The sequence below is a fragment of the Arthrobacter sp. 9AX genome, assembly GCF_902506095.1.
Classification (GTDB): domain Bacteria; phylum Actinomycetota; class Actinomycetes; order Actinomycetales; family Micrococcaceae; genus Arthrobacter.
This window is the reverse complement of record NZ_LR733295.1, coordinates 1-1,363: the sequence shown is the minus strand read 5'-3', so window position 1 is coordinate 1,363 and position 1,363 is coordinate 1. Positions and strand designations below refer to the sequence as shown.

Below are 1,363 nucleotides of genomic sequence, written 5' to 3'. Positions count from 1 at the left end.
CGGGGACTGTCCGATTTTCGGTGGATCTAGGGTTGGCATTTAGTTGATTCTTCCGTCGAAGCTGATGGCGAAGGCGTTCAGTGCCGGCTTCCATCGTGTGGCCCATCGTGCCCTGCCTTTGCCTGTGGGGTCTAGTGCCCGGGTTGCGAGGTAGAGGCATTTCAGGGCCGCCTGCTCGGTGGGGAAATGACCCCTGGCCCTGACCGCGCGCCGGTAGCGGGCGTTGACGGATTCGATGGCGTTGGTGCTGCAGATGACCCGCCGGATTTCGACGTCGTAGTCCAGGAACGGCACGAACTCGCTCCAGGCGTTCTCCCACAGCCGGGTGATCGCCGGGTACTGCTTGCCCCATTTGCCGGAGAACTCGACGAAGCGCTCCTTCGCCGCGGCCTCTGAGGGTGCCGTATAGACCGGGCGCAGGTCCCGGGACATTTCGTCCCAGTATTGGCGGGCGGCATAGCGGAAGGTGTTGCGGATCAGGTGCACGATGCAGGTCTGGACGACAGCGAGCTGCCAGACCGTGGTAATGGCCTCGGGAAGGCCCTTGAGCCCGTCGCAGACCGTGATGCAGACGTCCTCGACGCCACGGTTCTTGATTTCGGTCAGCACCGAGAGCCAGAACTTAGCCCCTTCGCCGCCGTCCCCGGCCCACAGCCCGAGGATGTCCCGTTCACCGTTGACGCTGACACCGATCGCGACGTAGACCGGCCGGTTGGTGACCTGCCCGTCGCGGACCTTGACGTGGATCGCGTCGATGAACACCACAGGGTAGACCCGGTCCAGGGGCCGGTTCTGCCATTCGGTCATCTCCCCGATGACCTTCTCGGTGATCCGAGAGATGGTGTCCTTGGAGACCCTGGCGCCAAACACTTCGGCGAAGTGCGCGGCGATCTCCCCAGTCGTGAGCCCTTTCGCGCTCAACGACAACACGATCTCGTCAACCCCGGTCAGCCGGCGCTGCCGCTTCTTCACGATATGAGGATCGAATGTAGAGCCGGTGTCCCGCGGCACGTCGATCTCCACCGGCCCGATCTCGGTCAGCACGGTTTTCGTGCGGGTGCCGTTGCGGGAGTTCCCGCTCCCGCGCCCGGACACGTCGTGCTTTTCGTAGCCGAGGTGTTCGTCCATTTCCGCTTCCAAAGCGGTCTCCAGGACATTCTTCGTAAGCCGGTTCAACAACCCGTCAGGCCCGACGAGGTCGATGCCCTGCTCCCTGGCCTGGGCCAGGAGCTGCTGCGCTAACTCTTGCTGATCCACATCAGTCGCCATGGGATCCATGGTTCCGCTCATGATCAGTCCTCCCCGCCAGGCGACGCCCGGCGTGTCAGGCCAACCCTGAATCCACCGTTATTCAGACACTCCC

The 1,363-nt window shown here is 63.4% G+C and carries 1 protein-coding gene; it reads right to left on the bottom strand.

Annotated elements, in window-relative coordinates; all coding sequences use genetic code 11:
* Positions 1–39: 39 nt before the first annotated feature.
* A complete protein-coding gene (locus BACI348_RS20480) occupies positions 40–1,278 on the bottom strand; it encodes an IS256 family transposase (RefSeq protein WP_442858535.1) in 1,239 nt (412 codons plus the stop codon).
* Positions 1,279–1,363: the final 85 nt, after the last annotated feature.

Bases quoted from the DNA above. Each gene is read 5' to 3' on its own strand.
- BACI348_RS20480 (WP_442858535.1), bottom strand. From the start codon at position 1,278: ATGGATCCCATGGCGACTGATGTGGATCAGCAAGAGTTAGCGCAGCAG.